The organism is Mycobacterium sp. Panama NTM2 (assembly GCF_054355555.1).
The window spans coordinates 2,112,030-2,134,832 of the sequence record NZ_CM135953.1 but is presented as its reverse complement, the minus strand read 5'-3'; the positions used below and the strand labels follow the sequence as shown (position 1 = coordinate 2,134,832).

General features: G+C 68.7%; 23 protein-coding genes. 10 read left to right on the top strand and 13 right to left on the bottom strand.

The features are described from left to right. Nucleotides 1-48: 48 nt before the first annotated feature. Entirely contained in the window at nucleotides 49-741 is a 693-nt protein-coding gene (locus ACXYX3_RS10170) for a PhzF family phenazine biosynthesis protein (protein WP_241207207.1), read from the top strand. Between the two features lie 6 nt (nucleotides 742-747). Here ACXYX3_RS10170 and nrdR read toward each other — a convergent pair whose 3' ends face one another. After that, complete coding sequence (nrdR, locus tag ACXYX3_RS10165; protein ID WP_241207222.1) at nucleotides 748-1,212, bottom strand: transcriptional regulator NrdR; 465 nt, start codon at nucleotides 1,210-1,212, stop codon at nucleotides 748-750. Nucleotides 1,213-1,369: 157 nt separating this feature from the next. Next, nucleotides 1,370-1,858, bottom strand: a complete 489-nt coding sequence (locus ACXYX3_RS10160) for a LysM peptidoglycan-binding domain-containing protein (protein ID WP_458611601.1) — start codon at nucleotides 1,856-1,858, stop codon at nucleotides 1,370-1,372. 208 nt (nucleotides 1,859-2,066) lie between these two features. Here ACXYX3_RS10160 and lexA point away from each other — a divergent pair, with 208 nt between their 5' ends. Continuing rightward, entirely contained in the window at nucleotides 2,067-2,774 is a 708-nt protein-coding gene (lexA, locus tag ACXYX3_RS10155) for a transcriptional repressor LexA (RefSeq protein WP_241207205.1), read from the top strand. Nucleotides 2,775-2,793: 19 nt separating this feature from the next. On the opposite strand, the gene ACXYX3_RS10150 is transcribed toward lexA, so the two are convergent. Both ACXYX3_RS10150 and ACXYX3_RS10145 read right to left on the bottom strand, forming a co-directional pair. Next, a complete protein-coding gene (locus tag ACXYX3_RS10150; protein WP_458611600.1) occupies nucleotides 2,794-4,875 on the bottom strand; it encodes an LGFP repeat-containing protein in 2,082 nt (693 codons plus the stop codon). Nucleotides 4,876-5,012: 137 nt separating this feature from the next. After that, nucleotides 5,013-6,188: an acyl-CoA dehydrogenase family protein gene (locus tag ACXYX3_RS10145; RefSeq protein ID WP_221359687.1), complete on the bottom strand. Its 1,176-nt coding sequence runs from the start codon at nucleotides 6,186-6,188 to the stop codon at nucleotides 5,013-5,015. Between the two features lie 129 nt (nucleotides 6,189-6,317). Between ACXYX3_RS10145 and ACXYX3_RS10140 the strand changes: the two genes are divergently transcribed. Then, entirely contained in the window at nucleotides 6,318-8,597 is a 2,280-nt protein-coding gene (locus tag ACXYX3_RS10140; protein WP_458611599.1) for a molybdopterin guanine dinucleotide-containing S/N-oxide reductase, read from the top strand. Here ACXYX3_RS10140 and hflX read toward each other — a convergent pair. The 5 genes from hflX to ACXYX3_RS10115 are packed head-to-tail and all read right to left on the bottom strand — an operon-like array spanning nucleotide 8,587 to nucleotide 13,422. Then, nucleotides 8,587-9,999 carry a GTPase HflX gene (hflX, locus tag ACXYX3_RS10135; protein ID WP_241207202.1) on the bottom strand — a complete coding sequence of 471 codons (1,413 nt, stop codon included), beginning with the start codon at nucleotides 9,997-9,999 and terminating at the stop codon, nucleotides 8,587-8,589. The genes ACXYX3_RS10140 and hflX overlap by 11 nt on opposite strands. A 45-nt stretch (nucleotides 10,000-10,044) precedes the next feature. Further along, nucleotides 10,045-10,920 carry a diaminopimelate epimerase gene (gene dapF / locus ACXYX3_RS10130; RefSeq protein ID WP_458611598.1) on the bottom strand — a complete coding sequence of 292 codons (876 nt, stop codon included), beginning with the start codon at nucleotides 10,918-10,920 and terminating at the stop codon, nucleotides 10,045-10,047. Between the two features lie 4 nt (nucleotides 10,921-10,924). Then, complete coding sequence (gene miaA, locus ACXYX3_RS10125) at nucleotides 10,925-11,839, bottom strand: tRNA (adenosine(37)-N6)-dimethylallyltransferase MiaA (protein WP_458611597.1); 915 nt, start codon at nucleotides 11,837-11,839, stop codon at nucleotides 10,925-10,927. Beyond that, entirely contained in the window at nucleotides 11,836-12,522 is a 687-nt protein-coding gene (locus ACXYX3_RS10120; protein WP_458611596.1) for a class III extradiol ring-cleavage dioxygenase family protein, read from the bottom strand. Before ACXYX3_RS10120 ends, miaA begins: the two co-directional genes overlap by 4 nt. Nucleotides 12,523-12,546: 24 nt before the next feature. Next, nucleotides 12,547-13,422 carry a DMT family transporter gene (locus tag ACXYX3_RS10115; RefSeq protein WP_458611595.1) on the bottom strand — a complete coding sequence of 292 codons (876 nt, stop codon included), beginning with the start codon at nucleotides 13,420-13,422 and terminating at the stop codon, nucleotides 12,547-12,549. A 170-nt stretch (nucleotides 13,423-13,592) separates the two neighbouring features. On the opposite strand from ACXYX3_RS10115, the gene ACXYX3_RS10110 reads away from it, so the two are divergent. Beyond that, the gene (locus ACXYX3_RS10110) at nucleotides 13,593-14,975 is read left to right on the top strand and encodes a DUF349 domain-containing protein (protein WP_458611594.1); all 1,383 of its coding nucleotides are present in this window, start codon (nucleotides 13,593-13,595) and stop codon (nucleotides 14,973-14,975) included. Between the two features lie 3 nt (nucleotides 14,976-14,978). On the opposite strand, the gene ACXYX3_RS10105 is transcribed toward ACXYX3_RS10110, so the two are convergent. After that, a complete protein-coding gene (locus ACXYX3_RS10105) occupies nucleotides 14,979-15,560 on the bottom strand; it encodes an Rv2732c family membrane protein (protein ID WP_241207196.1) in 582 nt (193 codons plus the stop codon). Next, nucleotides 15,557-17,098 (bottom strand): tRNA (N6-isopentenyl adenosine(37)-C2)-methylthiotransferase MiaB, encoded by a 1,542-nt coding sequence (miaB, locus tag ACXYX3_RS10100; protein ID WP_458611593.1) that lies wholly within the window; start codon nucleotides 17,096-17,098, stop codon nucleotides 15,557-15,559. The genes ACXYX3_RS10105 and miaB overlap by 4 nt, the downstream gene beginning before the upstream one ends. A gap of 122 nt (nucleotides 17,099-17,220) precedes the next feature. Here miaB and ACXYX3_RS10095 point away from each other — a divergent pair, with 122 nt between their 5' ends. The 6 genes from ACXYX3_RS10095 (at nucleotide 17,221) to ACXYX3_RS10070 (ending at nucleotide 21,124) form a co-directional block, all read left to right on the top strand. Then, nucleotides 17,221-17,949 (top strand): amino acid ABC transporter ATP-binding protein, encoded by a 729-nt coding sequence (locus ACXYX3_RS10095; protein WP_458612037.1) that lies wholly within the window; start codon nucleotides 17,221-17,223, stop codon nucleotides 17,947-17,949. Between the two features lie 22 nt (nucleotides 17,950-17,971). Continuing rightward, nucleotides 17,972-18,796, top strand: a complete 825-nt coding sequence (locus ACXYX3_RS10090; RefSeq protein WP_241207195.1) for a glutamate ABC transporter substrate-binding protein — start codon at nucleotides 17,972-17,974, stop codon at nucleotides 18,794-18,796. A gap of 19 nt (nucleotides 18,797-18,815) precedes the next feature. Further along, on the top strand, nucleotides 18,816-19,496 hold the full coding sequence (locus ACXYX3_RS10085) for an amino acid ABC transporter permease (RefSeq protein ID WP_458611592.1): 681 nt from the start codon (nucleotides 18,816-18,818) through the stop codon (nucleotides 19,494-19,496). Nucleotides 19,497-19,587: 91 nt separating this feature from the next. Next, nucleotides 19,588-20,466, top strand: coding sequence for an amino acid ABC transporter permease (locus ACXYX3_RS10080; RefSeq protein ID WP_458611591.1), 879 nt, complete (start codon nucleotides 19,588-19,590; stop codon nucleotides 20,464-20,466). Then, a complete protein-coding gene (locus ACXYX3_RS10075; protein WP_241207192.1) occupies nucleotides 20,463-20,864 on the top strand; it encodes a DUF1622 domain-containing protein in 402 nt (133 codons plus the stop codon). The genes ACXYX3_RS10080 and ACXYX3_RS10075 overlap by 4 nt, the downstream gene beginning before the upstream one ends. Beyond that, on the top strand, nucleotides 20,861-21,124 hold the full coding sequence (locus ACXYX3_RS10070) for a hypothetical protein (protein WP_241207191.1): 264 nt from the start codon (nucleotides 20,861-20,863) through the stop codon (nucleotides 21,122-21,124). The genes ACXYX3_RS10075 and ACXYX3_RS10070 overlap by 4 nt, the downstream gene beginning before the upstream one ends. On the opposite strand, the gene recX is transcribed toward ACXYX3_RS10070, so the two are convergent. Together recX and recA are read right to left on the bottom strand one after the other, a co-directional pair. Then, nucleotides 21,121-21,651, bottom strand: coding sequence for a recombination regulator RecX (recX, locus tag ACXYX3_RS10065; RefSeq protein WP_458611590.1), 531 nt, complete (start codon nucleotides 21,649-21,651; stop codon nucleotides 21,121-21,123). The genes ACXYX3_RS10070 and recX overlap by 4 nt on opposite strands. Next, nucleotides 21,617-22,660 carry a recombinase RecA gene (recA, locus tag ACXYX3_RS10060; protein ID WP_143817607.1) on the bottom strand — a complete coding sequence of 348 codons (1,044 nt, stop codon included), beginning with the start codon at nucleotides 22,658-22,660 and terminating at the stop codon, nucleotides 21,617-21,619. Before recA ends, recX begins: the two co-directional genes overlap by 35 nt. Nucleotides 22,661-22,803 lie beyond the last annotated feature (143 nt).

Sequence of the window (22,803 nt, the reverse complement as noted above, 5' to 3'; positions counted from 1 at the left end):
TCGTCTCAGCGTCGCCGCCACGGCGCGTCCTCGTCGTAGCATCGGTTCATGGCCATCGACGTGACTGTGCTGCGGGTCTTCACCGACGAGCAGGGCGACTTCGGTAACCCGCTGGGCGTCATCGACTCCGCTACCGTGTCCCCTGCGGACCGCCAGCGCATTGCAGCCGAATTGGGCTACAGCGAAACGATTTTCGTCACCATGCCCGAGTCCGGCAGCCGCACGGCGCATGCTCATATCCACACTCCGACCACCGAGTTGCCGTTCGCCGGGCATCCGACCGTCGGTGCGGCATGGTGGCTCAAGCAGCGGGGCACACCGATCCGGACGTTGCAGGTGCCTGCCGGGCTCGTCCAGGTCGAGTACAGCGATGCCCTGACCACGGTGAGCGCACGGGCCGAATGGGCCCCGGAGTTCGCGATCTACGACATCGACGACCTCGAGTCATTGGCCGCCGCCGATCCCGACGACTATGGCGACGGTGATGCCGACGAGTACTACCTGTGGACCTGGCGCGACCGGGATGCCGGCGCCATTCAGTCGCGGATGTTCGCCCCGGGGCTCGGCATTCGCGAGGACGAGGCGACGGGCGCAGCGGCCGTGCGTATCACTGAATACCTGAGCCGCGACTTGACCATCGTGCAGGGCCGCGGCTCGGTGATCCACACGGTGTGGAGCCCCGAAGGATGGGTGCGGGTGGCCGGGCGGGTGGTCGAGGACGGCCACCGCGAGCTCGACTGAGCGGCCTCAGCCGTTCGCCGACACCTCGCGGTGCGCACGCAGAGCCTCGATCTCGCGCTCGAAATCCTCGGCCGAGGAAAAGGACCGATACACCGAGGCGAATCGCAGGTAGGCCACTTCGTCGAGATCGCGCAGGGGACCCAGGATCGCCAGTCCCACTTCGTGACTCGGCACCTCGGGAGATCCGGTGGCGCGCACGGCGTCCTCCACCTTCTGCGCCAGCAGATTGAGTGCGTCGTCATCGACCTGCCGTCCCTGGCAGGCCCGCCGCACACCCTTGATCACCTTCTCGCGACTGAACGGTTCCGTGACGCCGCTGCGCTTCACCACCGCCAGCACAGCGGTTTCGACCGTGGTGAACCGGCGCCCGCATTCAGGACACGAGCGGCGACGGCGGATTGCCTGGCCCTCATCGGTTTCTCGGGAATCGACGACCCGAGAATCCGGGTGACGGCAGAACGGACAGTGCACCACCGCTCCTTCACCGCACCGACGGACCACTTCGAACGCCTTCGAGCGTACCTGCGGCGACGGCACGCAGCTCAGCACAGGACCCATCGGCGCGTTCCAGACCGAGATGTCCACGATCGCCACGGCGCTGCCTACCGGCGAGACTGCTCGTCCGCGCTCAGGCGATCGGTGCGATCAACGTCTGACCGGCGGTCAGCGCGACCGTCTCGAGCTGGTTGAGTTCGCGGATCTGGGCGACCACATCGGTCACCGGCGCATGCGGAGCGACGCGCTGAGCGACCTGCTGCAACGACTCTCCGGTGTGCACCTGGACGACTGCCAGCCGGCCAGGAACCTCTGCCTGCGGCCCGACCACGCCACCGGCCTGAGCCACCAGGCCCAGCCACAGCGTGATCGCCCCGGCCACGAGCGCCAGCAGAACCGTGGCCGCGGGCGTGATGGGACGGCGGCGATGCGAGGCCCGCGACACGAGCACGCCGCTGCCGCGGTACTGCAGCGGAGCGCCTCCAGGCCGCTGGCGGCGGCGCTGCCGGCGCGCCCTGACGGTCCGCCCGTTCAGCGCGGCCGCGCTGGCCGGGCCGATCCGCACAGGACGGGCACACCGGCCTGCGGACTGACGGACATCGGGCGTGTGGAGAACGGTCATCTGACTGCCTTTCGCTCCGGGATTCGCTCTTGTGTTCGAACCTTACTCGATCATGTGTTCGATGAATAGAACACGTGATCGAACTGTTGCGAACGCTAACGGAGGGCACCGACACGTCGATCCGGCCACATCCTCCCGATCAGGTACCGGACGACACGCCTCGAACACATGTTTGATTACGCGTGCGTCGCGCGTTACATTCGTGACCATGAGCGACGACAGCAGCGACACCACGGCCGGTCCGGACTCCGCCAACCGACGTGACCGCGGGTCAGGCCTGACCGAACGTCAACGCACCATCCTCGAGGTCATCCGTTCTTCGGTGACCACCCGCGGTTACCCACCGAGCATTCGGGAGATCGGCGACGCCGTCGGCCTGACGTCGACCTCATCGGTGGCACACCAACTGCGCACGCTGGAACGCAAGGGCTATTTGCGTCGGGATCCCAACCGTCCCAGGGCCGTCGACGTGCGCGGCCTCGACGAGGTCGTGGCGCCTCCGGTCATCACGACGGAGGTCTCCGGCTCGGACACGCTGCCGGAGCCCACGTTCGTGCCGGTGCTCGGACGCATCGCGGCCGGCGGTCCCATCCTCGCGGAGGAGGCCGTCGAGGACGTGTTCCCGCTACCCCGGGAGCTCGTCGGGGAGGGCTCCCTGTTCCTGCTGAAGGTCGTGGGTGAGTCGATGGTCGACGCAGCGATCTGCGACGGCGACTGGGTCGTCGTGCGGCAGCAGAACGTCGCCGACAACGGTGACATCGTCGCGGCCATGATCGACGGTGAAGCGACCGTCAAGACGTTCAAACGAACCAAGGGTCAAGTCTGGCTCATGCCGCACAACCCGGCGTTCGACCCCATCCCCGGCAACGACGCTGCCGTTCTCGGCAAGGTCGTGACCGTCATCCGCAAGATCTGACCGTCACCGACGGGGTTCGTCAGCCTCCGCGGACGAACCCGTTGGTGCGCGCGATCTCCTCTGTGGCGAACCAGATTTCGGCCCGCACCTCGTCGTAATCGGCACTGCCGGGACTCCAGTACAGACCTGATCTGGTGTCGGCCTTGATCGGATACCCGTCGGGAATCGCGTCGGGATCGTCGAGGGGCAGATGCAGCGCCGTGCCCATCGGTGCGATGTCGTCGTCGTCGATGCGGGCGTGCCTGCCGGTGTCGGTGACCTCGTCCCGCTCGAGCATCGGAGCGATCAACGGGGCGGCGGTCAGAGCCGACGTGGCGGCGTCGTGATCGCGGTCAGGATCGTGGTCGTCCACCGTCACCGGCGCGTCGTACACCTGCTCGTCAGCTGGGGACTCTTCTGCCGCCGGCTGCACGAAGTCGTGTTCGGGCGCCGACTGAACCCGAGTCGGAGCGGTGTCGATCGCATCGGGGTCGTCCTGCTCGACGAAGGGATCGTCGCCGTGATCGGTCGGCTCGGACTGGTCGGTGGCGGTCGACTCACCGAGCCCCCACAGGCTCAGCCCACTCGGTTCATGGCCGCCGGCTGGGGTCACCGACCCCAGACCCTCCCGCGCGTAGCGGTCGCCGAACAACGCGTCCTCCCCCACCTCGGAGTTCGCGGGCTCGTAGTCGTGGTCGTGGCCCTCGTTCAGGCCATCCCGGTCATCCAGATCATCCCGGTCGTAGGCAGGCAGTGCGTATGCGTCGTCGTGCTCGCGGCGTCGACGCCGGGCAACCGCCAGCCCGACCACCGCGAGTATCAGCAGAATTGGGATGATCGCCAGCAGCCACCACCACGTCCACCGAACCCCGGAACCGGAACCGGAGTCCCCCTGCGCCGCGGGGGTGGCCTCGGCCGCCTGCTCTCCCGGAACCTCGAGACCGGCCAGTTGCTGGGCGAGGTTCGGCGGTTCGGTGCTGAACCGCTTGGTGGCGGTGTCGTAGGTGATCGCGCCGCCGCTGAACTTCTGGGTGATCTCGTCCCCGCTCTGGGTCTGATCGTCGACCGGGACACCGAGCTCACCCGTGGCCCCGCCGAGCTTCTCCCACGCGGCGTTCATGGCGCCCCGCACGATCACGGCACCGTAGTCGGGAGTCCAGAAGATCACCGGCTTGTCCGCTGCGGCGAAGCTGCTCATGCGGCTCGCCGGAGCGACTCCGCCGTCCTTCTCGCCGGTGATCGGGAATCCCAGGTCTCCCTCGGGGCCGCCCACTCTTTCGTACTTGGCGAGTACCTGACCGGTGACGACGTTCGCGCCCGTGGCCGGGCTGTAGAAGATCTTGCCGTTGACGAAGTCCTGACCCAGACCGTCGGCACCGATCTTGTAGGGCTCTCCTTCGCTGGCGCCCAACGGACCGAGCGGACCCCCGGCGGCCCGGCGGGCGGCGTTGATCGCCGAGACCGGGTCGTCCGGCACGGAGAGATCGGTGAGCTGCCCGGCCAGGTCGGCCGGGTCGGTGGTGAAGGTCTTGGTACGTCCGTCGTAGGAGATCTGGCCACCGGTGAACTTCTGCGTCACCACCGCACCGTCGTACGTTTCGTCCTCGGCGGGGACACCCAGGACTCCCGACGAGCCTCCGAGTTGATCCCAGGCAGCGTTGATCGGGCCGCGGACGACGTGCGCGCCCGTGTTCGGCGTCCAGAAGATGACCGGGTTGTCCGGCGCGCTGAACGTGCTGTTGCGGCTGTCGGGCGCGCGTCCGGGCCCCTCGTCGATGGTCGGAAACCCGAGATCGCTGTCTGCGGCGCCGCCGAGCGACTCGTACTTCTCCAGGATGGCGCCCTGCATGAAGTGCGCACCGGTTGCCGGGGTGAAGAACACCTTGCCCGACGCGAAGTTCTGGGCGAAACCCGGCCCGACCGGGTAGACGTCGCCGTTGGGTGGCCCCAGCGGGCCGGTCTCACCGCCGGTGGCCTGCCATGTGGCGGTGATCGCGTTGCCGGCGTCGACGTCGGGTTGTGCGGTGGCGACAGGCGAGAGGAGCAGCGCCGCGGCGACCCCCAGCAATCCGAGCGCCCAACGACTGGACCCACGTCGACGCAGCATCGGCTGCCGGGTCATTCATCCTCCCCGTGGTCGGCGACTGATGTACTCCATCACGGTTCAGCGAGAAATTACCGCGTGCGTTCACTCTGCGTCAGTGGACTCCGTTTACCAAGTCACCTCGCCGACAGTGCACCGAAAATGCCACTGAGCGGCTACACGCCGAGGCTACGGCCGATGATCTCCTTCATGATCTCGGTGGTTCCGCCGTAGATGGTCTGCACCCTGGCGTCGAGATAGGCGCGCGCGACGTCGTATTCGCGCATGTAGCCGTATCCGCCGTGGAGTTGCAGGCAGCGATCGATGAGGTGGACCTGCTTCTCCGTGCTGTACCACTTGGCCATCGCCGCCTGCTCGACGGTGAGTTTGTCCTCCAGGTGCAGGCGGATGAACTCGTCGACCATCAGGCGCACCACGGTGGCTTCGGTGGACAGCTCCGCCAACAGGAAGCGGCTGTTCTGCTGGCTGCCGATCGGCTTGCCGAACGCCTTGCGCTCCTTGGTGTACTGCAGCGTGCCGGCGAGCACGGCTTCCATGGCCGCCGCGGCCATGATCGCGATGCTGATGCGCTCCTGCGGCAGGTTCTGCATCAGGTAGATGAACCCCTGGCCTTCCTCGCCGAGCAGGTTCTCGACGGGCACCTTCACATCGGTGAACGACAGCTCGGCCGTGTCCTGGGCGTCCAGGCCCACCTTGTCCAGCTTGCGACCCCGCTCGAATCCCTCCATACCGCGCTCCACGACCAGCAGCGAGAAGCCGAGCGCGCCCTTGTCCGGGTCCGTCTGGGCGACGACGATCACCAGGTCGGACAGGATGCCGTTGGTGATGAAGGTCTTGGAACCGTTGAGCACGTAGTGGTCGCCGTCGCGCACGGCCCGGGTCTTGATGCCCTGGAGATCACTGCCCGTGCCGGGTTCGGTCATCGCGATCGCGCTGATGTACTCGCCGCTGCAGAACTTGGGCAGCCAGCGCTGCTTCTGCTCCTCGGTGCCGAGCCGGATGAAGTAGGGCGCCACCACATCGTTGTGCAGGCTGAAGCCCAGGCCGCTGTAACGGCCGGCGGTGACCTCTTCGGTGATGACGGTGTTGTAGCGGAAGTCGGTCACTCCGCCGCCGCCGTACTCCTCCGGCACCGCCATGCCGAGGAATCCCTGCTTGCCCGCTTCCACCCAGACGCTGCGGTCGACGAGTTTGTCGGCCTCCCATTGATCGTGGAACGGCGCGACGTGGCGCTCGAGGAACGTGCGGAAGGAGTCGCGGAACATCTCGTGCTCCGGTTCGAACAGCGTGCGCTCGTAGGCGATGACGGATTTTTCGGCTGCAGAGCCCATGGAGGTTCCTCGCGTCGGTGATCGGAATCGTTGCCGCCACGCTACCCCACCCAACCGGATGGTTGGTCGCACGGCGGCGCGGAGAATCCGGCGCGCTTTCCTGCACACGCCCGCCCTACACTCGGGCCCATGGGCACCAGCCTCACCCACTGGGGCGCATTCCGCGCCACCGTCGAGGCCGGCGACGTCGCCGCGGTGGCCCCGATCGCCGGCGACACCGACCCGTCGCCCGCGCTGGGCAATCTGCCCGGGTCGGTCCGTCACTCGTCGCGCATCACCGGCCCCGCGGTGCGCCGTGGTTGGCTCGAGGCCGGCCCCGGACCGAGCGACCACCGTGGTGCCGACGACTTCGTCGCCGTCAGCTGGGACGAGCTCGCCGAACTCCTGGCCGCCGAACTGCGCCGTGTCATCGACCGATACGGCAACACCGCCCTCTACGGCGGCTCATACGGCTGGGCCAGCGCCGGCCGCTTCCATCATGCGCAGAGCCAAGTTCATCGCTTCCTGAATTGCCTTGGCGGGTACACGTTCTCCCGGCACTCCTACAGTCTGGGCGCGACCGGGGTGATCATGCCGCGCGTGGTGGGCACCCATGACGATCTGTTCAAGCGGTCCACCGCCTGGGACGTCATCGTCGAGCACACCGAGTTGCTGGTGTGCTTCGGCGGGGTGGCGCTGAAGAACACCGGCGTCAATCACGGTGGGACGACGGCACATCCGGCCCGGGACGCGCTGCACCGCTTCCGTGCGCGTGGCGGCAGGATCGTGTCGTTCTCGCCGTTGCGCGACGACGTCGACGGACCCTGCGACTGGTTCGCGCCGGTGCCCGGCACCGACGTGGCGATCATGCTGGCTCTGGCATACGTCCTGGCAACAGAATCGCTGGCCGACCGCCGATTCCTCGCCACCTACTGCACGGGGTACGAGCGTTTCGAGAACTACCTGCTCGGCGGCGACGACGGCGTACCCAAATCGCCTCAGTGGGCGGCCGCGCTCTGTGGCCTCGACGCCCAGGACCTGATCGCGCTGGCCCGCCAGATGGCCGCGCACCGCACGATCGTCACGGTCAGCTGGTCGTTGCAGCGCACCAGGTTCGGCGAGCAGGCGCCGTGGATGGGGTTGACGCTGGCCGCGATGCTGGGGCAGATCGGGCTGCCCGGCGGCGGATTCGGCCACGGCTACGGGTCGATGAACGAGCCGGGGCTGCCGCCGCTGCGCTGTGCACTGCCCCGCCTCCCGCAGGGCCTCAACCCCGTCACGTCGTTCATCCCCGTCGCGGCCATCAGCGACATGCTGCTGCGCCCGGGAGAGCCGTTCGACTACAACGGGTTACGGCTCACCTATCCCGACATCCGGCTCGTGTACTGGGCAGGCGGCAATCCGTTCCACCATCACCAGAACATTCCGCGGCTGCGTCGCGCGCTGGGCCGGGTCGACACCATCGTGGTGCACGAGCCGTACTGGACGGCGATGGCCAGGCACGCCGACATCGTCGTGCCATCGACGACGTTCCTCGAGCGCGACGACTTCTCCGGTTCTCGCAACGATCCGGTGCTGATGGCGATGCCGCGGCTGACCGAGCCCTATGCCGACGCACGCGACGATTACGACACCTTCGCCGCGCTGGCGGCCGCCCTCGATGTCGAAGAGGCTTTCACGGAAGGTCGGACGTCGGCGCAGTGGCTACACCACCTCTACGAGACATGGTCACAGACACTGGATTTCACCGTGCCGACGTTCGACGAATTCTGGTCGGCGGGGCGGCTGGAGCTCCCGGTCGAGGACGGCCTGACCCTGCTGTCCGATTTTCGCGCCGACCCGGTCGCGCACCGGCTGGGCACGCGCAGCGGGCTGATCGAGATCTTCTCCACTGACATCGACGGCTTCGGGTATCCGGACTGCGCGGGGCATCCGGCGTGGTTCGAACCCGCCGAATGGCTCGGCGGTCCACGCGCCCAGCGCTATCCGCTGCACCTGGTGGCCAACCAGCCCGCAGCCCGGCTGCACAGCCAACTCGACGGAGGAAAGGCGAGCCAGGACTCGAAAGTGGCCGGGCGCGAACCTGTCCGGATGCATCCGTCGGACGCGCAGGCCCGCGGACTGAACACCGGCGACGTGGTGCGGGTGTTCAACGACCGCGGCGCGTGCCTGGCCGGAGTGCTCATCGATGACCGGGTGCGGCCGAGGGTCGTGCAACTGTCGACCGGGGCGTGGTACGACCCGATCGACCCCGCGGATCCCGATGCGATGTGCGTGCACGGCAACCCCAACGTGCTCACCGACGACATCGGCACGTCATCGCTGGCGCATGGCTGTACTGGCGCACACGTCCTCGTCGACATCGAGAAGTACACCGCGACACCGCCTCCGGTGCGCGCACATCAGCCGCCGCGGATCGTCAGAAGGTAGCGAACTCGCTCAGTCCGGCGGCGAGCGCGACCGGCACCCGGGCCTTGATCCGGGTGCCCGCCTCGATGTGTTCGGTGGCGTCGATGCGGCCTTCGGAGTGCACCCGCGCGACCAGGTCCCCGCGGTCGTAGGGAATCGTCACATCGACGGCCATGTCGGTGGGTTCGACGAGTTCGGCCATCCGGGCCCGCAGCCGGTCCAGTCCGTCGCCGGTGTGCGCCGAGACGAACACCGCCTCGGGTAGCGCCCGGCGCAGCGTGGCCAGCATCAGTCCACTGGCAGCGTCGGTCTTGTTGACCACCAACAGTTCTCGCGGCGCCGCGATGCCGTACTCGGCGACCACGTCGTTGATCACTGCGCGCACAGCGTTGATCTGGGCCAGCGGGTTCACATCGGACCCGTCGACCACGTGCACCAGCAGTTCGGCGTCGACGACCTCCTCCAGCGTCGAGCGGAATGCCTCGACCAACTGGGTGGGCAGGTGCCGCACGAATCCGACCGTGTCGGTCAGGACGAACGGTCGTCCGTCGTCGAAGTGTCCACGGCGCGTGGTGGGTTCGAGGGTCGCGAACAATGCGTTCTCGACCAGCACGCCGGCTCCGGTGAGCGCGTTGAGCAGACTGGATTTGCCGGCGTTGGTGTAGCCGACGATCGCGATCGACGCCACCTCGCTGCGCCTGCGCCCGCTGCGCTGGGTGTCGCGGATCTTCTTCATGTCCTTGATCTCACGACGCAGCTTGGCCATCCGCTCTCGGATGCGCCGGCGGTCGGTCTCGATCTTCGTCTCACCGGGGCCGCGGGTGCCCACGCCGCCGCCGGCGCCGCCGGCCCGGCCGCCCGCCTGCCGGGACATGGACTCACCCCAGCCGCGCAGCCGGGGCAGCATGTACTCCATCTGTGCGAGCGAGACCTGCGCCTTGCCCTCCCGGCTGGTCGCGTGCTGGGCGAAGATGTCGAGGATCAAGGCCGTGCGGTCGATGACCTTGACCTTGACCACCTTCTCCAGCGCGTTGAGCTGGGCCGGGCTCAGCTCACCGTCGCAGATGACCGTGTCGGCGCCGGTGGCCACGACGATCTCGCGCAGCTCGGCCGCCTTGCCGGAACCGATGTAGGTGGCGGGGTCGGGCTTGTCGCGGCGTTGGATCAGGCCCTCGAGCACCTCGGAGCCCGCGGTCTCGGCGAGCGCGGCCAGTTCGGCGAGGCTGGCGTCGGCGTCGGCGGCGGAGCCTTCGGTCCAGACGCCGACCAGGACCACGCGTTCGAGGCGCAGCTGGCGGTATTCGACCTCGGAGATGTCGGCCAGTTCGGTGGAGAGCCCGGCCACGCGGCGCAGGGCCGAGCGCTCTTCGAGGGCCAGCTCACCAAGGCTGGGGGTGTCGTTGCGGAATTCGGGATACGTCATAGGCGAATCAAGGTTCGCACGGAGAACACTGTTCATGCACCCGCTTTAACGTCCATGCGCGGCCCACCATTCCTCGGCGAGCTCGCCACGGGCGACCAGGACCGATGGTCCGCGCAGGTGACTGCTCGCGTCGGTGACGGTGACAGTGACGGCGCCGCCCGGGACGTGCACGCTCACCTCGCCGGTCTGCGCGCCCTGCTGGGCCAGCGCGGCGACCGCGGCGGCGACGGTGCCGGTCCCGCAGGAACGGGTCTCCCCCACGCCGCGCTCGTGCACACGCATGGTGACGGCGGAATCGGCGTCCAGGGCGGTGAGCACCTCGATGTTGACTCCGTCGGGGAACTGTTCGCGGTCGAAGCTCACCGGCGCCGCCACGTTCAGGGCGGCCAGCGCCTCTGCGGTCAGCCCCGGGTCGACGCAGGCCAGGTGTGGATTGCCGACGTCGACGGCGAGGCCGGCGAACGACCGTCCGCCGACGGTGGCCGTGGACGAGCCGAGCACATTGGCTTTGCCCATCTCGACGGTGACGTCGGCGCGCACCGCGTCGACGGCGTGCAGCACCACCGGGCGCGGCCCCGCGAGCGATCCGACCACGAACTCGTCGCGGGTTTCGAGCCCGCTCGCCCGCAGGTAGTGCGCGAACACCCGCACCCCGTTACCGCACATCTGGGCGATCGACCCGTCGGCGTTGCGGTAGTCCATGTACCAATCGCCGTCGCTCAGCCCCTCCGGCAGCCGATCGAACACACCTGCTGCTCGCGCCGCGCCCGCGGTGGTCACGCGGAGCACGCCGTCGGCGCCGAGACCCTGTCTGCGGTCGCACAGCGCGGCGACGGCGGCGGGTGCCAGCGTCAGCGTGGCCGCCAGGTCGGGCAGCACGACGAAGTCGTTCTGCGTGCCGTGACCTTTGGCGAACTCCACTGGCTCAGGATACGTCCCGCCAGATGCGCACTGCGCTGTCGGCGAGATCGGCGGAGGAGCCGTCGAGCCAGGTGATGCGGTGATCGCGGCGGAACCACGACCGCTGCCTGCGGACGTAGCGGCGGGTACCGACGAAGGTGGGAACTCGCGCGGTCGTGCCGTCGCCGCCGGCGTCGAGATCGGCCAGGACCTGTGCGTAGCCGAGCGCGCGGGCCGCGGTGACGCCGTCCCGCAGACCACGTTCGGTCAGCGCGCGCACCTCGTCGACCAGGCCCGCGGCGAACATGGCGTCGGTACGCTGCGCCAGGCGGTGATCGAGAACGTCGCGGGGCCAATCCAATCCGACGATCGTGGTGTCCCATCGCGGCGCCCCGATGGTGGGCGCCGACGCCGCGAACGGCCGGCCCGTCAACTCGACGACTTCCAGGGCACGCACGATGCGCCGCCCGTCGCTGGGCAGAATCGACGCCGCCGCGGCGGGGTCCACCGTCGCGAGCTCCCGGTGCAGTCCTGCGACTCCGACCTCGGCCAACCGCGCCTCCCACCGAGCCCGCACATCCGGATCAGTGGCGGGAAACGACCACTCGTCGAGCAGGGACTGGATGTAGAGCATCGAGCCGCCGACGATCAGCGGCACCGCGCCGCGGGCCAGGATCGCCTCGATGTCATCGGATGCGGCTTGCTGGTAGCGGGCCACGGTCGCGGTCTCGGTCACCTCGAGCACGTCGAGCTGGTGGTGCGGGATCCCGTGGCGTTCGTCGGGGCGCAGCTTGGCCGTGCCGATGTCCATTCCGCGGTAGAGCTGCATCGCATCGGCGTTGACCACCTCGACGGAGTGGCCGATCAGGTCGGCGACGGCCAGCGCGAGGGCGGATTTGCCGGTGCCGGTCGGGCCGATGATCGCCAGCGGCCGGGTCACGGGGTCCAGACGCCCACGACGTAGCCGACACCGTAAGGGGCCCCGTGGTAGAGCTGCTCGGCGGCGCTCGGATCGGGTTCGGCGAGGGCGGCGAGCACCTGGTAGGCGACCCGGCCGACGATGCCGTCGGGCAGAGCGGCCAGCGCTGCGCAGTCGCCCCCGGCGAGCGCGTCGTCGAGAGCGGCCTGCAACGGCACGGAGTCCGGGTCGTACCCGCCGGGTGCGGCCGCGGTCAGGGTGTTGGCTCCGTCGGCGACCAGCAGCACTCCGACGGCCTCCTGCGTGGCGTCGAGCTCGCGCCGCAGCTCCCGGCCGGCGGCCACCGCGGCCGCCGACGGCGTGTCCGCGGTCCAGGTGCGCACCTCGACCGAAGCCGAACCAGCGACGAGACCGCGTAGCCACCCCGCGATGAGCGCACACAGCGGCAGGGGTTCGGGTTCGCCGGCCGCCGCGCCGGACAGCCGGATCGCCACGTCCACCCCGTACCCGGCGAAGGTGCCGGTCGTGTCGGGCCCGTATACGGCGTCCTCGGCCGCCACGCCGACGGCGACCCAGCGGGAGGGCAGGCGGCCGGCCGCCGTCACTGCCGCGGTGCACAGATCGGCGACCTCGGCGGCGGCCGCCCCGGCCAGTTCGGGAACCATGACCGGCGGTGACGGCACGATCGCGATGGCGGTCAGCACGGACACCAACCTAACCGGCGCGGCTCAGCCGGGTTCTCGTGTGGCCGCTTCCCCCCGGGCCAGTGCCGCGGTCGCGACGACCATCACCACGACGGCGACGACCAGGACGAAGACCCCGGCCTCGCCGGGGTGCAGCGTCTCACCGAGCACGACGACGCCCAGCACGCCGGCCACCACCGGTTCGGCGACCGTCATCGTGGGCAGCGACGCCGTCAACGCCCCGGACCGGAACGAGGCCTGCTGCATCGCGGTGCCAGCGATGGCGACCGCCGCCCACACATACAATTCGGGCGTCCGCACGAGCATGCCGATCCCGGCCCAGCTGCCCAGGTCGAGGCGGGTCACCACCGCCTTGGTCAACACCGCGAACAACCCCCACAGCGCGCCCGAGACCACCGCCAGCAGCACCGCGCTGACAGTGGGTGAGGTCACCTGCGCGACCAGCAGACACAACGCCAGCACCGGCCCCAGCACGGCGACCACCCACACCCATGTGTGCAGCGACGCCCGTGACGCGCCCTCGGTCGGATTGCCCACCGTCACGATCACGGCCACCGCTGCGGCCAGCAGGGCCGCCCACAACCACTGCCAGTTGGTCACCCGCCGGCCCGCCAGCCGCGCACTGATCGGCAGCGCGAACAGCAGCGAGGTCACCAGCAGCGCCTGCACCAGCAGCACCGATCCCAGGCCCAGCGCGGCGGCCTGCAGCGCGAAGCCGACGGCAGCGACCCCGCTGCCCAGCCACCACTGCCCATCGCGGAGCAGCCGGCTGAACAAAGCGACGTGGCCGACCGGTTCGTCGGTCACGTCGTGGGCGCTGCGCTGGTGGATGACGTCGCCGATGGCAATGAACAGAGCCGCGGCCAACGCCAGCACGGCGGCGATCTCCGCCTTCGCCATCGACCACCTCCCGACCCACCCGATTCGATTTCGCACCGAGCCTAGAGACCGTGGAGGCGAAGCCGTGGGCGCAGCGCCGGGCGACCTGTTTGAATAGCGTTCACACCATCTTCAGGCGCCGCGTTGCGCGGCAGGTGCGCGGGACCCGCGCGGAGACACGAGGTAATGACATGACGACGACCGGCCCGGGCGAATCCGCAGACACCGGTGTACCCGAGACAGGCTCTGCGACGGCCTCGCCGCCGCGCCCCGGCCCGTCGAGCGCGCGACCCAAACCCGGCCCGCCACGTCCCGTTCCGCGCCCGGCGACACCGGCGGCCGCCCCGGTCGTCGCGACGGTGCCGTCCAGCGATCCCCACCGTTTCGGCCGCGTCGACCCGGACGGGACGGTGTGGCTGATCACCGCTGCCGGGGAGCGGCAGATCGGGTCGTGGCAGGCCGGCGATGCCGAAGCCGCCTACGCGCACTTCGGCCGCCGCTTCGACGATCTGCACACCGAAGTGGTGCTCCTCGAGCGTCGGCTGGCGTCGGGTTCGGGCGATGCCCGCAAGATCCGCACCGCGGCGTTGGCGCTGGCGGAGGGCCTGCCCGAGGCTCACGTGCTCGGAGACGTCGATTCGTTGTCGGAGCGGCTGGCGGCGATCGTCACCCAGGCCGACAGCGCCTCGCAGGAGGAGAAGGCCAGGCGCGAGGAGTTCCGCGCCCAGCAGACCGCGCGCAAGGAGGCGCTCGCCGTCGAGGCCGAGGAGCTGGCCGCCACCGCGACGCAGTGGAAGGCCGCAGGGGACCGGTTGCGCGCCATCCTCGACGAGTGGAAGACGATCAGCGGCGTCGACCGCAAGACCGACGACGCGCTGTGGAAGCGGTACTCGGCCGCGCGCGAGACGTTCAACCGGCGCCGCGGTTCGCATTTCGCCGAACTGGACCGGGAACGCGCCGGCGCGCGGCAGACCAAGGAAGCGCTGTGTGTGCGCGCCGAGGAACTCAGTGACTCCACCGACTGGGGCGCCACCTCGGCGACGTTCCGGGATCTGCTGACGGAGTGGAAAGCGGCGGGCCGCGCCGCCAAAGACGTCGACGACGCGCTGTGGCAGCGTTTCAAGGGCGCGCAGGACAAGTTCTTCTCTGCTCGCAACGCCGCCAACGCCGAGCGCGACGCGGAGTTCGCAGCCAACGCGCAGGCCAAGGAGGCCCTGCTGGCCGAGGCCGAACGGATCGATCCCTCCGACCGCGACGCCGCCCGTGCCGCTCTGCGGGTCATCGGCGACAAGTGGGATGCCATCGGCAAGGTCCCGCGGGAGCGTGCGCCCGAGCTGGAGCGCCGGATGCGTGCGGTGGAGAAGAAGATCCGCGACGCTCCGACCGGCGGCGTGGATCCGGAGGCGCAGGCACGCGCGGACCAGTTCCGGGAACGAGCCGAGCAGTTCGAACGCCAGGCCGAGAAAGCCGAAGCGGCGGGTCGTGTCAAGGACGCTGAACAGGCCCGCGCCAGCGCACAGCAGTGGCGGCAGTGGGCCGAGGCGGCGGCAGAGGCGCTCGAGAAGAGGCGCTAGCGGTCACGTCGCCGGCGGGTCGTCGTCGCCGAAGGTGTCGAGCAGGCCCCGGTTCTCCCGTTCGGCGAGCAGCCGGCGACGGTGCTCTTCGGTGGCCAGCTGCAGCGCGGTTCGCGCCGCCACCACGCGGGCCCAGTGGTAGGCGAGCAGGATGACCGCGAACCAGGCGATCAGCAGTCCGATGCCCGGACCGGGATAGGGCGCGGCCGCGGTCTGGCGGGACCACACGGCGAGCAGTCCGAGGAACGACGCCACGGTGCAGCCGGCGAGCGCGATCCACGCCAGCGCCCAGCGCCGGGTCAGCAGCGCGAGAATAGAGAAGCCCCCGCCGAACACCAGCGCCAACCAGGCGAACACCTTGTGCGGCAACGCGATGGCGCTGGCGTGCGCCGCGTCGGAGCCGGCCAGCACGTCCAGACCGCGTGCGTCACCGGCGTGCGGCAACGCGAGCGTGGCCAGCAGGGCGAAGACGAAGATCGCGATGGCCAGCGCGCGGGGTCCCGGGTCGATCTCCCGGGCGATTCGGCGCTCGGCTTTCTCGAGGTCTTCGCGGAGGTGGTCGAAGTCGTCGGGGCGGCCGCTCATCGGGCACACCCGGTCGCGACGGCGGGCTGGACGGGCACGCCGATCCCGGGCATACCGAGGCCGGTTCCGGTGCGGGGCCGCTGCCCACTCTCGTGTGCGTCACCGGCGCGGGTGCGCCGGTGGGAGGTGAGGCTCGCGTCGGCGATCAGGTGGTGGGGCGCGGCGCCGGTGACCGTGGTGACGACCACGTCGCCGGGACGGATCGCCGCAGCGTCAGGCCCCGGCGCGAAGTGCACGAGCCGGCCGTCGCGTGCACGGCCGGACATGCGGGCGGTGGCGGTGTCCTTGCGGCCCTCCCCCGCGGCGACGAGCACCTCGACGGTTCGGCCGATCTGCGCCGAGTTCTCCTCCCACGAGATCTTCTCCTGAAGCTCGATCAGTCGCTGATAGCGCTGCGAGACAACATCTTTGGAGATCTGATCGGGCAGCTCGGCGGCCGGGGTGCCCGGTCGCTTGCTGTATTGGAACGTGAACGCGCTGGCGAATCTCGCCGCCGCAACGACGTCGAGGGTGGCCTGGAAATCCTCTTCGGTCTCCCCGGGGAAGCCGACGATGATGTCGGTCGTGATCGCCGCGTGCGGGATCGCCGCGCGGACCCGGTCGATGATCCCGAGGTATCGCTCCGCCCGGTAGGAGCGCCGCATCGCCCGCAGCACCCGGTCCGAACCGGATTGCAGCGGCATGTGCAAGGTGGGGCACACGTTCGGGGTCTCGGCCATCGCCTCGATGACGTCGTCGGTGAACTCCGCCGGGTGCGGCGAGGTGAACCGCACCCGCTCCAACCCGTCGATCTGTCCGCACGCGCGGAGCAGCTTGGCGAATGCGCCGCGATCGCGGGGCTGATCCAGGTCGGCGAACGACACGCCGTAGGCGTTGACGTTCTGGCCGAGCAGCGTGATCTCCAGCACGCCCTGGTCGACGAGTGACCGCACCTCGGCCAGCACATCTGCGGGCCGGCGGTCCACCTCTTTGCCGCGGAGCGAGGGAACGATGCAGAACGTGCACGTGTTGTTGCAGCCGACCGAAATCGACACCCACGCCGCATAGGCGGATTCGCGGCGTGCGGGTAACGAGGACGGGAACTCGCGCAGCGCTTCGGCGATCTCCACCTGCGCGGTGCGGTTGTGCCGCGCCCGGTCGAGCAGAGCCGGTAAAGAGCCGATGTTGTGGGTGCCGAACACGACATCGACATACGGCGCCTTGCGCAGCACCGCGTCGCGGTCCTTCTGGGCCAGGCAGCCGCCGACAGCGATCTGCATGTCGGGATCGGCCTGTTTGCGGGGCGCGAGGTGACTCAGGTTGCCGTAGAGCTTGTTGTCCGCGTTCTCCCGGACCGCGCAGGTGTTGAACACCACGATGTCGGGGTCCGCGTCGTCTGCGGCGCGCTGGTAGCCGGCCTCTTCGAGCAGGCCGGACAGGCGCTCGGAGTCGTGCACGTTCATCTGGCAGCCGTAGGTGCGGACCTGGAAAGTGCGTGCCGGGCGCTCGGCTGCCGAAGCGTCGCCCTGCCTGGTCACCACCGAAGTCACGGCGACCATCCTACGGCGGCGCGCTGGGTGGCCCGCTCGGGCGCAGATTGCTCCGGTTGCGGGGCCATGTGTGCGTTCCCTGGGTAAGGTCACCACCCATGGAGAGCCCCAGGGAGTCCCCTGACGTGCCGATGATCTCGATGAAGGCGGTCAACAAGCACTTCGGCTCCCTGCACGTCCTGCAGGACATCGATCTCGATGTCGGCAAGGGTGAGGTCATCGTCGTGATCGGCCCGTCGGGGTCCGGCAAATCGACGTTGTGCCGCACCATCAATCGGCTCGAGACGATCGATTCGGGCACGATCACGATCGACGGGCAGACGCTGCCCGCGGAGGGCCGCAAACTCGCCCAGCTGCGCAGCGACGTCGGCATGGTGTTCCAGTCGTTCAACCTGTTCGCCCACAAGACGATCGTCGAGAACGTCATGCTCGCCCCGGTGAAGGTGCGCAAGAAGGGCCGCGGCGACGCCCGCACGGCGGCGATGTCGCTGCTGGAACGGGTCGGGGTGGCCAACCAGGCCGACAAGTACCCCGCGCAACTCTCGGGCGGGCAGCAGCAGCGGGTCGCGATCGCACGGTCGCTGGCGATGAACCCGAAGGTGATGCTGTTCGACGAACCGACCAGCGCACTGGACCCGGAGATGATCAACGAGGTCCTCTCCGTGATGACCGACCTGGCGGCCGACGGTATGACGATGCTCGTGGTCACCCACGAGATGGGTTTCGCCCGGCGCGCCGCCCACCGTGTGGTGTTCATGGCCGACGGAGCGATCGTCGAGAACGCCGAACCCGCGCAGTTCTTCGACAATCCGACGTCGGAGCGCGCCAAAGATTTCCTCGGCAAGATCCTGCATCACTGATTGCGAAAGGAAACACCTGATCATGGCTTTCTCCCCGCGCGCGATAGCCGCACTCGCGCTGGCCGCCGCCCTGCCGTTCGCCGCGACTGCGTGCGGCGGTGGTGGCACCGGCGGAGGCGGTGGCGGGGGTGGCGACACCATCGTCATCGGCACCAAGTTCGATCAGCCGGGCCTGGGCATGAGGAACCCCGACGGCACGATGAGCGGGTTCGACGTCGACGTCGCGACCTACGTGGCCGGCGAACTCGGCTACGCCCCGGACAAGATCGAGTGGAAGGAATCCCCGTCGTCGCAGCGGGAGAACCTCATCCAGAACGGCCAGGTGAAATTCATTGCTGCGACCTACTCGATCACCGACGCGCGCAAGGAGAAAGTGTCGTTCGCGGGCCCGTACCTGATCACCGGTCAGAGCCTGCTCGTCCGGGCCGACAACAACGACATCACCGGCAAGGCCTCGTTGGAGGGCAAGATCCTGTGCTCGGTCTCGGGGTCGACGCCGGCGCAGAAGATCAAGGACGAATACCCGAAGGTGCAGCTGCAGCAGTTCGACACCTATTCGGCGTGCATCGAGTCGATCAAGAACGGCGCGGTGGACGCGGTCACCACCGACGAGGTGATTCTCGCCGGCTACGCCGCGCAGAGCCCCGGCACGTTCAAGATCGTGGGTGAGCCGTTCTCCGAGGAGCGCTACGGCATCGGGCTGAAGAAGGACGACAACGAGCTGAAGACCAAGATCAACGACGCGCTGAAGAAGATGGAGGACAGCGGGGCCTGGAAGGCGGCGTTCGACAAGAACCTCGGGCCGGCCGGGATCACGGCGCCCGCGCCGCCGCCGCTCGACAAGTAGTCGCCGGTCCGGCACGGAAGTGGACATCTTCACCGAGTACCGATCCGAGATCTTCGCGGCGTTCTGGACGACGATTCAGCTGACGGTGTTCTCGGCGATCGGCGCGCTCGTGTTGGGCACGGCGCTGGCTGCGATGCGGCTGGCGCCGGTGCCCATGCTGAACTGGCTGGGCACCGCATATGTCAACATCGTCCGCAACACACCGTTGACGCTGATCGTGTTGTTCTGCTCGTTCGGGCTGGCGCAGACGCTCGGCATCACGCTGGCCGACCGGACGTCGCCGACGTTCATCGCCGACAGCGGGTTCCGTCTGGCCGTCCTCGGATTCACCGTCTACACCGCGTCGTTCGTGTGTGAGACGGTGCGCTCGGGAGTCAACACGGTCCCCCTCGGGCAGGCCGAGGCGGCACGCTCACTCGGGCTGACGTTTTCCCAGAACCTGCGAATCATCTTGTTGCCGCAGGCGTTTCGTGCCGTGATTGCTCCGCTGGGCTCTGTCCTGATCGCGCTGACCAAGAACACGACGATCGCCTCGGCGATCGGGGTGGCCGAGGCTGCGTTGCTGATGAAGGAGATGATCGAGAACACCGCGGCGGTGTTGGTGGTGGGCTCGATCTTCGCGTTGGGCTTCGTGATCCTGACCCTGCCGCTGGGTCTGCTGTTCAGCTGGCTGGGTCGGCGACTGGCGGTGGCGAGGTGACTGTTCTCTTCCGCGAGCAGACACGAACTCGCGTGAATTGGGCTCGAATTGCTCGAGTTCGCGTCTGCTCGCGGAAGGAGGGTGACCTCACGTGACCGCATCGTCGGTTCTCTTCGACGCGCCGGGCCCGAGGGCGCGCCTGCGCAATCGGCTGGTGTCGGCCCTCACCGTCGTCGTGGTGGTCGCGATCGCGTGGCTGGTCTACACCCGGCTGGACGAGAAGGGGCAGCTGACCGCCGCGAAGTGGGAGCCGTTCCTGACCGCCGACCTGTGGCGCACCTACATCCTGCCGGGCGTCAAGGGCACGCTGACCGCCGCCGCAGTCTCGATCGCGTTGGCGCTGGTGCTGGGCTTCCTGCTGGGGGTCGGCCGGTTGTCGACGCACCGCGGAATCCGCTGGGTGTCGGCGGTCATCGTCGAGTTCTTCCGCGCGGTGCCCGTTCTGATCATGATGATCTTCGCCTACTTCCTCTACGCCAACTACGACGTCTTCGCGTCGAAGTACCTGGCGTTGGCAGGCGTCATCACGGGTCTGACGCTGTACAACGGCGCCGTCATCGCCGAGATCGTGCGCGCCGGTGTCCACGCTTTGCCGCGGGGGCAGGCCGAGGCAGCTTCGGCGCTCGGGCTGACCTCAGGGCAGACGATGCGGTCGATCCTGCTCCCCCAGGCGGTCACCTCGATGCTGCCGGTGTTGGTGTCCCAGGTCGTCGTCGTTTTGAAGGACACCGCACTGGGCTACCAGATCACGTTCGTCGAACTGGTGCGCCAAGGCGCCAATGTCGGGTCGTCCTACGGCAACTACATCCCGGCGTTGATCGTGATCGCGCTGTTGATGGTCTGTCTGAACATCACGCTGTCGTGGCTGGCCACCCGGTTGGAGGCGCGGCTGCGGCGGTCCCGCAAGGGCTCGGCGCCGATGGAACCCGAGCCGCTGGAGCTGGCCGGCGAACGCAGCCGCGGCGTATGACCCGCACACTCGCGGCGTGGGACCTCCTTCCCGAATCGGCCCTGCGCACCCTGGTCGACACCATGGTGCGGCTGATCGAGGCCTGCGGCGCGATCGTCATCATGATCGGCGCGCTGGTGGCGATCGTGAAATTCGTTGCCGCACTGGGTCGGCGCGACATCAATCAGTTCTCGTCGGTGCGATTGTCGCTCGCGCGGTTTCTGGTACTCGGGCTGGAATTCCAGCTCGCCGCCGATGTGCTGCGCACCGCGATCTCCCCGTCGTTCGCGGAGATCGGAAAGCTCGCAGCGATCGCGGCGATCCGCACGGTGCTCAACTACTTCCTCAACCGAGAGATCGCCCAGGAGCAGCGGGAGATCGAGGCGCTCACACAGCGACGCCCCGCATCCCCGCCATGAGCGTCGTCGTCTCGAGCGTCGTCGTGAACGCATCGTGGTGTCTGGCCATTGCAGGCATCACCATCGGCGTGGCCGCTCTGCTCGTCTTTCGACAGCCTGTGACCGCGCTGCGCGCGATGATCGAGTTGTTCACCGCCGCCGGCCTTCTCCGGTTGAGCGTCGACCTGTCGTGGGCGGCGATTCTCGGCGTCGTCACGCTCATCGCCGTGCGCCGCGTCGTCACCCGCAGCCTGACCGCCGACCTGAGCGCGGCACGCTAGACCCGGCGCCGCTCCCGCTCGTTCGCCAGTTCCGCGGTGACGACGTCGAGTGCCATCGTCTGGCTGTAGCCGCGCCGTGCCAACATTCCGACCAGTCGGCGCGCCACCTTGTTCTCGGCGTCGCGGTCTCCCGGGTCACCGAGCTTCTCCCGTCGCAATCGGTCGCGGACCAACTGCTCGGCACGAGTTCGTTCGGCGCCCGCGTCGATCCCGGACAGCGCCGCGCTGATCACCTCGCTGTCGACGCCCTTGGTGCGCAGCTCGGCAGCCAAGGCGCGCTTGCCTTTCCCCGCATGCAGTCGTCGCGACCGCACCCACTGTTCGGCGAAGTCCTCGTCGTCGATCAGGCCGACCGTGGTGAGCCGGTCGAGCACCTGGGCGGTGACGTCCTCGGCATAGCCGCGCTTGGTGAGCTGCGTCTCCAGCTCGGCACGCGTGCGCGCTCGCGTGGTGAGCAGGCGCAGGCACACCGCCCGCGCCTGCTCGGCGCGATCAGAAGTCGACGGGAGCGGGGAGGACATCGTCATCCGTCACGACGGCGCCGATACCGAGCTTCTCCTTGATCTTCTTCTCGATCTCATTGGCGACGTCGACGTTCTCGAGCAGGAAATTGCGGGCGTTCTCCTTGCCCTGCCCCAGCTGCTCACCCTCGTAGGTGAACCAGGAGCCGGACTTACGGATGAAGCCGTGCTCGACACCCATGTCGATGAGCGAACCCTCGCGGCTGATGCCCTTGCCGTAGAGGATGTCGAACTCGGCCTGCTTGAACGGCGGCGACACCTTGTTCTTGACGACCTTGACCCGGGTCCGGTTGCCCACCGCGTCGGTGCCGTCTTTCAGCGTCTCGATCCGGCGCACGTCCAAGCGCACCGAGGCATAGAACTTCAACGCCTTACCGCCGGTGGTGGTCTCGGGCGAACCGAACATGACGCCGATCTTCTCGCGGAGCTGGTTGATGAAGATCGCGGTGGTGCCCGAATTGTTCAGCGCGCCGGTCATCTTGCGCAGCGCCTGGCTCATCAGGCGGGCCTGCAGGCCGACGTGGCTGTCACCCATCTCGCCCTCGATCTCGGCGCGGGGCACCAGGGCCGCCACCGAGTCGATGACCAGGATGTCGAGCGCTCCGGAGCGCACCAGCATGTCGGCGATCTCGAGCGCCTGCTCACCGGTGTCGGGCTGGCTGACCAGCAGCGCGTCGGTGTCCACGCCGAGCTTTTTGGCGTACTCGGGGTCCAGTGCGTGCTCGGCGTCGATGAAGGCGGCGATCCCGCCGGCGGCCTGGGCGTTGGCGACGGCGTGCAGGGCCACCGTGGTCTTACCGGAGGACTCCGGGCCGTAGATCTCGATGACGCGCCCGCGCGGCAGACCGCCGATGCCGAGCGCGACGTCCAGGGAGATCGAGCCGGTCGGGATGACCGAGATCGGCTGGCGGACCTCTTCGCCCAGCCGCATCACCGAGCCCTTGCCGAAGTTCTTGTCGATCTGCGCGAGCGCCAGTTCCAGGGCCTTCTCGCGATCGGGGGCTTGCTGCGCCATGATGTACCTCTCCGGGTAGTCGTTGTCGACCGGTTCTCGATCGGTTGGTCGTGACGCTAGGCCAGGGCACCGACAAGTCCCGGGGTCGAACTCTACCCACAGTAGACGAACACGTGTTCGATTCAAGCGGACACGCCGACCGG

Coding starts and splice junctions, on each gene's coding strand:
- recX (WP_458611590.1), bottom strand. CDS start 21,651: ATGACGATGTCCTCCCCGCTCCCGTCGACTTCTGATCGCGCCGAGCAG.
- ACXYX3_RS10170 (WP_241207207.1), top strand. CDS start 49: ATGGCCATCGACGTGACTGTGCTGCGGGTCTTCACCGACGAGCAGGGC.
- ACXYX3_RS10075 (WP_241207192.1), top strand. CDS start 20,463: ATGACCCGCACACTCGCGGCGTGGGACCTCCTTCCCGAATCGGCCCTG.
- miaB (WP_458611593.1), bottom strand. CDS start 17,098: ATGGTCGCCGTGACTTCGGTGGTGACCAGGCAGGGCGACGCTTCGGCA.
- ACXYX3_RS10105 (WP_241207196.1), bottom strand. CDS start 15,560: ATGAGCGGCCGCCCCGACGACTTCGACCACCTCCGCGAAGACCTCGAG.
- ACXYX3_RS10140 (WP_458611599.1), top strand. CDS start 6,318: ATGGGCACCAGCCTCACCCACTGGGGCGCATTCCGCGCCACCGTCGAG.
- lexA (WP_241207205.1), top strand. CDS start 2,067: ATGAGCGACGACAGCAGCGACACCACGGCCGGTCCGGACTCCGCCAAC.
- hflX (WP_241207202.1), bottom strand. CDS start 9,999: ATGACGTATCCCGAATTCCGCAACGACACCCCCAGCCTTGGTGAGCTG.
- ACXYX3_RS10115 (WP_458611595.1), bottom strand. CDS start 13,422: ATGGCGAAGGCGGAGATCGCCGCCGTGCTGGCGTTGGCCGCGGCTCTG.
- ACXYX3_RS10160 (WP_458611601.1), bottom strand. CDS start 1,858: ATGACCGTTCTCCACACGCCCGATGTCCGTCAGTCCGCAGGCCGGTGT.
- ACXYX3_RS10095 (WP_458612037.1), top strand. CDS start 17,221: ATGATCTCGATGAAGGCGGTCAACAAGCACTTCGGCTCCCTGCACGTC.
- recA (WP_143817607.1), bottom strand. CDS start 22,660: ATGGCGCAGCAAGCCCCCGATCGCGAGAAGGCCCTGGAACTGGCGCTC.
- ACXYX3_RS10110 (WP_458611594.1), top strand. CDS start 13,593: ATGACGACGACCGGCCCGGGCGAATCCGCAGACACCGGTGTACCCGAG.
- ACXYX3_RS10150 (WP_458611600.1), bottom strand. CDS start 4,875: ATGACCCGGCAGCCGATGCTGCGTCGACGTGGGTCCAGTCGTTGGGCG.
- ACXYX3_RS10145 (WP_221359687.1), bottom strand. CDS start 6,188: ATGGGCTCTGCAGCCGAAAAATCCGTCATCGCCTACGAGCGCACGCTG.
- ACXYX3_RS10090 (WP_241207195.1), top strand. CDS start 17,972: ATGGCTTTCTCCCCGCGCGCGATAGCCGCACTCGCGCTGGCCGCCGCC.
- ACXYX3_RS10070 (WP_241207191.1), top strand. CDS start 20,861: ATGAGCGTCGTCGTCTCGAGCGTCGTCGTGAACGCATCGTGGTGTCTG.